The following is a 6131-nucleotide window of genomic DNA, read 5'->3' as shown; positions in this document are numbered from 1 at the left end:
ATGGGGCTTTTTATTCAACCCAACTGGCCCCTTTTTAAACCGGTGCCTGGCCCGTTTTTATCCCGGTGTTGACAGCGTGCGCCGCGCAGGCCTGAGGGCCCGCGTAACGATCTCGCTTCAGCACCAGCTGACCGGCGATCCTGACGCCGATACAGCACGTGTCGATCACGCGGTCGAAGAGCAGGTCCTGGCCGTTGGCCGTGCCAATGTCAGCCGGGCGATCTCGGACCTTGTGCGTGCCGGGCTCGTGACGCGCCACTATGCGGGTTATGCCACCAATCACGAGAACCGCGGCGGTGGGCGTCATGCGGTCTATGTGGTTCGGCCTGTCGTTCTCAGGGCGCTTGGGAAGATTGCGGCAACGCAGAGCGTTATTCCATCCTCAGCAAGATGTCAGGGCGAGCTGTTCGCGGCCTAACTTGTTGATTTAACATAATCATTATTATCAATCTTCGATTTCGCCGCCAAGTAGAGATGTCACTCGGCCCACCGACGACCGATTTATCCCACATTTTCCGGCTTGCGCCGATCTGTGGGATAAACTGAACTAGCGAAGCCGCAGCTTTGCGTCCTCGCCTTCGGCAAATGCATTGGTTGCCATCAGGGCAGACCTCGCACTGGCAAGTGTGCTCCAGTCGATGCTGTGCGTATAGCCTTGCGCGACATCGAGCATCCGGATCAGCGGAGCTGTCTGTCCGTTGTGCGAGAATGCCTTGAGCGCTGAGAGATAGTCCGTCCGGTATGCTGTCGGAATGATGATCCGCTCCTGATCACGGGCAACAAGTTCAGCGTTCATCATGATGCGCGCCACGCGGCCGTTGCCGTCAGCGAACGGGTGAACTTCGCTTACCAGTGTCATCATGAAAACCGCGCGCTGGAACGGATCGTCGAGCGCATTCAGAAATTCAAAACCTCGCTCGAGGGTTCCGTCGACGAGGTCGGGATGCACGAATACGGTAGCCCCGGCCTGGTTTCCCCGTTCCTTGAATGCGCCGGGCAGCTTGTCGGGCCGTGCCTCCATGACCGAAGCGTGACGCCTTCGTAGCAAGTCGCGGAAGCCGCCAAAATCGGACGGCAGAGCTTTCAATTGCTGCAGGTCGGAAACAATGCGGAAAGTTCCGAGCACGTCGTGGGCGTCTTCTGGCCTCTCGTTCGGAATGACCCCGTCGAAGACAATCTGTGCCGCTTCCTCCACGCTGAACTCGGTACCTTCGATGAAGTTCGAAAAGTACGATTCAAAGAACGCCAGTGTCGCATTGGCCTCGGCGGTCCGGGGCGGAACCGGGCGCATCTCCACCATGGTTTCGCGAAGCGCCGCAAACAGCCCCTCAAATAGCCTGATGCGATCCGGATCGAATGGATGCCCGGCAAGCCGTGCCTTGCCAATCTCGCTCTGCATTTCCGCTTCGCGCGTCCCGAGCAACGATCCGATCAGGTTATCAAGTTCGTCCGCTTCGGCCTCGTAACCGAGCTCGGGCGCGATCCTGCGCGCGTCGTCGCGCAGTCGATTGACCCCCGCCTCCCCTTGCTGGCGGATCATCGCATCGAGCCGTCTTTCCAACTCTCCGCGTTCGATCACTCGCGATGTGCGGTCTTTACGACCTCTCGAAGGCCGCAAGTTTTCGAGATAGGCACGCGCTGTCGAAGCGAGGCGCGCGCCTCCGAAAACGCGGTCGCTGTCCAGCGCGCCGGGTCCTGGCCGCGGTCGCAATACCAGTCCCGGAAGTTCGGTGTCGCGCCGCTTTGCCGAAATCAGAAAGACCGACCCATCTTCGGCCGGCTTGCTCTCCAGTGCAGTCCGGTCGGCAATGATTGCATCTGGGTAATAGGACGCGATCAAGGTATACCAGTTTCGGCGCACGAGCCGTTCGGGATCCTCGTCGAGGTTCCGGGTGTAAAGACGGGTTCCGAGCTTGCGCAGTTGCCCTCGCCGGGCAGCCTCGTAGACGGCTCCCGAAATCGTCCCGTCCGAGACGAAAACTTCCGGCAATGCGGCAATCGAAAATTTGGACATAAGCTGCTCCTGACGGAGCACCTATCCGAGTTTTCGTGCTTTAAGAAGTGGATTGTCCGAGAAAACGAGATTTAACTCCCAAAAATCCCGAGATTTTGCGAGTCATCCAATGGGCCCATGCCGAGACTGCCGGCCGTTTTTGGCCCATTGGGACCACTCATCTTTGTTAGAAATATCGCCCCATTTTTCTAACAGGATTTGCCTGAACGGCATGCGATCAGCCGAGCTCGCCGGCATTGGCCTGATCGAGCAGATCCATGAATGTCCGCGCCGCTTCGCGGTCGCGAGGGTCCTTGAACGCCACATCGAGGTCCGGCGCCGAACCCAGCATGTAGAGCAGCGACCACATAGCGAACCTGCGTCCCTTGTCTGTCTCGAGACCGAACTCGACCAGCATGCGCTCTATCCCGCTGGCCAGCCCTTCGGACGAAACCGCTCCGAGATCATCGGTCCCGAAAAAGCGCCGCATCTGGTCGTCGAACTCCATGGCGGTACTTCCCTCCAGCGATGCGATTATGCTGCCCACGGCAGCCATTTCAGATTGAGCGGCCCTGTCAAGAATGGCGCACTCGGTCCCGCGCGCCCTTTGTGCGCGCTCCTGCGGGTGCGGAGTTTCCTGCCCTGGGCCGCCGGCACTCTTGCCTCCGGCTCCGTCGCCGTCCCGCGCCCCGCGACAAGCACGGGTTTCACGGGACGACGGACTTGCTCCGGCAAGGGGTCCATTCCCGTCAGGCTGGCCGCGCCGTCGTCGGCGCTGGCCAGAGCGCTCCCTCGTGCCCCGCGCGGGCGCGATACGCGCCGCGGCGGGGGGTTTTGCGGGATCGCGGAAGAACCACAGCAGGGCGGCGTTTTGCGGTTAACCCCGAACGCCCCCAATCCTTTCAGGCTCGGGGGTTCGGGGGCAAAACCTAAATCTCTCTCTCATCTCGTTGGCTGAGCGAAATCAGCATCGCCATAGCATGACGCCTGGGAGATTGGCGGCCGTCAAGGATCGCGGGTGCCCCCCAATTTTTACCTGCTGCGGCTACCGCCTTGCGAGCAAAAATCGGCTCCCCCCACGCCCGCTTGCCAAGCGGCGGCAGCGCGTGCGCGCCGCCGTCCCTGACTGCCTGACTCCGGCGTCCCTCCGATGGGCATCTTTCATCAGCGTGATGAGAGACAATTCCTTTTGGAGGTTATCATGACGGACCGTTTCTCGAACTTCGCCGATCTCGCCGAACACTACGCGCGGGAAATCGCCACTCCCGACTATGCTGCCGCATTCATGGAGCAGACCGAGCTTGCCAAGCTCTCGATCGAGCATGAACCGAGCGCTGCCGAAATGCCCGATCCCGAAGCGGCGCAGGCGGCAATCGAGATGATGCTCGCAACCGTGTTCGACCTGTTCCGCGATACCCGGATGGAGGACATGGCAAGCGAGGTCGCCTGGGGCATTGCCAACAGCTTCCACGTGGTCGCCAAGCGCCTCGACAACAGAGAGGATTCGATGGCGAACCGGCTTCAGGAGAAGCTGCGCGAATACGATCCGAGCGAAGTCTATGCGACCGATCTTGAAGACCTCACCACGCAGGCCCGCAGCCTCGCCGAGTGCCGCGACGCGATGGAATGCATGCGCGACCATGCCGCGAAGATCTACCTCGTGGAGACCGGTCGTCCCTTCTCACCGGTGCGCGGCTCGCGGGTGTCGTCCAAGACCAATGCTTCGATGATCGAGGCGCGCGATTACCTGGCTGCGCAAAAGGCGCAGCGGCGGGAACAGTTTGCGCCCACGGGCCCGGTCGTGGTGTTCTCGGGCGGGCAGCAGTTCACCGATATTGCTCAGGTTGAAGACTACCTCAACGCAATCCGGACGCGCATCCCCTCTATGGTGCTGGCAACGACCGCACAGAACAAGGGCGCTGACGTGATCGCGGCGGCCTGGGCATCGAGCAAGAACGTCCCCGTCATCTTGTGCAAGCCCGATGCCTCGCGGGGTCCTTCGGCGCCCTACCAACGCAATGCGCGCATGCTCAGCTTCAAACCGGTCGAGGCGGTGGTTTGCAACGGCGGCGGCATCCAGGCGAACCTCGCCGACCGGCTGCGCGAGGCGCGCGTACCGCTGCACATCGTGCGCGAGGCAGGTGCCCAGAACGAGGCTCCCCCGGCCCGGTCAAAGGCCCCGGCTCAGGCAGAACGCGGCGGGGCAAAGCGCACGGTCAATGGCGACGATCTCCCGCCGTTCTGAGCGGGAAACAACGTGATCCGACTTTACCGAAGGGTGTCCGGCCTAACCGCCGGATACCCTTCTTTTTTGTCGCTTGGAACGCCCCTGGTCTGCCCCGGCTCGCTCGCTGGCCCCCGGGTGACGGCCTTTCGGCCTGCCCGGTTCCCAGCCTTCGCATCGGCCGGGCAGCAGGCCAGCGCTTGGACCCACCGGTGGCGTTGACCAACAGGGGTTAAAACTCTCGCAGAATTCCAAGCATGATGACCGCCATTGGCCCGCGTCAAGAAGGGCGGTTCCCCCAATTTTTCCTCCACTCCGGCTGCGCCTGCGCTCCAGAAAAATCGGCACCCCCACCCCCGCTTCGCGGCGGGCCGCGGGCGGCCCGTTCCTGACCCGGGCCAAGCTCGGCCATCTTTTCGGAGGCCTCTTCAATGATTTTGACAGGAGGCTTCCCATGAACGCTCTTACGACCGCACTCGACATCCCGGCATTCGATCCCATCAGCTATGACGCCGCACTGCGCGCCGCCACCGTCCGGGCCCAGCACAGCTTCTTCGACCAGCACGTCATCGAGGACGACGAGGGCGACTATAATGCGCTGCCCCAGCACCTGATCGACCGGATCGTCCATACGGTGCCGGGCATGATGGCAGACGATTTCGACGAGGCGAACATCGCCCGCGCCGCAAGCTTCATGAGCGTGGTGATGGATCCCGAATGGGACGCGGACTGCCCGTTCTGACATGCAGAAACTTCGAACGGCGCCGGAGGGCTCGTCAGGGGCTCTCCGGCCCCTTTTTTGCTCCGGTCCATAAAGCGCAGCCGGGGCCCCCTCGGCTGCCTGCGGATGCAGGCAGTAACTTTGGGAGCCCCGGCTGCGCTGGTCTCTTGCGAGACCGGTTTCAGCTTTTCGCCAAGCGCTTTTCCGCTTCGTCCAGGCCGAGCTTTCCGAGTGCGGCGAAGAAGCCTTCAACCCGCTCGAACGGTGCCTTGCCGAGTGCCGATTTTCTCAGCAGTTCGGCCATGGCATTTTGCTCGCTTTCCCGCAGCTTCGCTTCGCGCGCTTCCAGCGCGTTTCGCTCCCTTGCGATTGCCTGTCGTTCCGCTTCAAGACTTCCTTTCCTGGCCATGATGATACCTCGTGGGTTGGCGCTGAAACCTCCCGGCAAAAGCATCACAACGCCAAAGCCTGTTGGCAAGTCCTCTTGTTCAAACCATCTGTAATTTGTCGACGCCTGTGAAGCATAGATTGCCCCTGCTGCGCCTAGAGAATGGCACTGAAGGCCCGATCCTCGACCCAGAAAAAACCAGTAATCCAACGCGAACCAAGTTGCATCGGATCAAGGGGTAAAGGTGCAGACCGTACACTGCACGGCAGTAGGAGAAATTGGCAGAACTGCGCGCGTATACAGCAATGGCATCCCTGTATCACAATGTATGATAATCGCTGAACACAACTGGAGATGAAGCAATTGCGCCATTTTTCGCGTAATACATTTGAATACGGCAGGCACCGGCTCCCCCTTCCCTTGCCAAGCCATCGGCGATGGCCTAAAACATCCAGGCGCAATCTCCACCGGGCCCTTTTCGAAGGGTTTGGTGATGACAGAAACAGTCCTGATTTCGGTCCGGCTTCCCGGACCCGTTGCCGAGGCGGCCAATGCCGCTGCGGTCTCGCGCAATATCTCCCGATCGAAGCTTCTGCGAATCGCCATCGAGCGCTTCATCGATGACCTTTCCGGTTCATCTGAGCAGGATCGCCGGCGGCAGTTCTCGTCCGAGTATACCTTCCTCGCGCTCGACCTCATCGTCCAGCGCGAATACCCCGAGGTGCACACCGAACTTCTGACCGAAGCCGAGCGGCGCATGGAGGCCTTCCATGGCGGGGCCTGACACCTGGTCCGACCGCGCTCG

6 protein-coding genes and 1 pseudogene are annotated in these 6131 nt (G+C 61.2%); 4 read left to right on the top strand and 3 right to left on the bottom strand.

The features are described from left to right. Nucleotides 1–418 (top strand): annotated as a pseudogene (locus K5Q19_RS21000) (hypothetical protein); the annotation flags it as partial. A 129-nt stretch (nucleotides 419–547) separates the two neighbouring features. Here K5Q19_RS21000 and K5Q19_RS20995 read toward each other — a convergent pair. Then, the gene (locus tag K5Q19_RS20995; protein WP_066213952.1) at nucleotides 548–2014 is read right to left on the bottom strand and encodes a Fic family protein; all 1467 of its coding nucleotides are present in this window, start codon (nucleotides 2012–2014) and stop codon (nucleotides 548–550) included. 217 nt (nucleotides 2015–2231) lie between these two features. Further along, on the bottom strand, nucleotides 2232–2501 hold the full coding sequence (locus K5Q19_RS20990) for a hypothetical protein (protein WP_066214091.1): 270 nt from the start codon (nucleotides 2499–2501) through the stop codon (nucleotides 2232–2234). A 693-nt stretch (nucleotides 2502–3194) separates the two neighbouring features. Here K5Q19_RS20990 and K5Q19_RS20985 point away from each other — a divergent pair. Together K5Q19_RS20985 and K5Q19_RS20980 are read left to right on the top strand one after the other, a co-directional pair. After that, nucleotides 3195–4238, top strand: coding sequence for a DUF2493 domain-containing protein (locus K5Q19_RS20985; RefSeq protein ID WP_292949287.1), 1044 nt, complete (start codon nucleotides 3195–3197; stop codon nucleotides 4236–4238). Between the two features lie 433 nt (nucleotides 4239–4671). Beyond that, nucleotides 4672–4959 carry a hypothetical protein gene (locus tag K5Q19_RS20980; RefSeq protein WP_292949285.1) on the top strand — a complete coding sequence of 96 codons (288 nt, stop codon included), beginning with the start codon at nucleotides 4672–4674 and terminating at the stop codon, nucleotides 4957–4959. 160 nt (nucleotides 4960–5119) lie between these two features. On the opposite strand, the gene K5Q19_RS20975 is transcribed toward K5Q19_RS20980, so the two are convergent. Beyond that, nucleotides 5120–5536, bottom strand: coding sequence for a hypothetical protein (locus K5Q19_RS20975; protein WP_292949283.1), 417 nt, complete (start codon nucleotides 5534–5536; stop codon nucleotides 5120–5122). A gap of 283 nt (nucleotides 5537–5819) precedes the next feature. Here K5Q19_RS20975 and K5Q19_RS20970 point away from each other — a divergent pair, with 283 nt between their 5' ends. Next, nucleotides 5820–6110: a hypothetical protein gene (locus K5Q19_RS20970; RefSeq protein ID WP_019054076.1), complete on the top strand. Its 291-nt coding sequence runs from the start codon at nucleotides 5820–5822 to the stop codon at nucleotides 6108–6110. Nucleotides 6111–6131 lie beyond the last annotated feature (21 nt).

The organism is Novosphingobium sp., from assembly GCF_019748365.1.
Classification (GTDB): domain Bacteria; phylum Pseudomonadota; class Alphaproteobacteria; order Sphingomonadales; family Sphingomonadaceae; genus Novosphingobium.
This window is presented reverse-complemented; position numbering and strand designations above follow the sequence as displayed.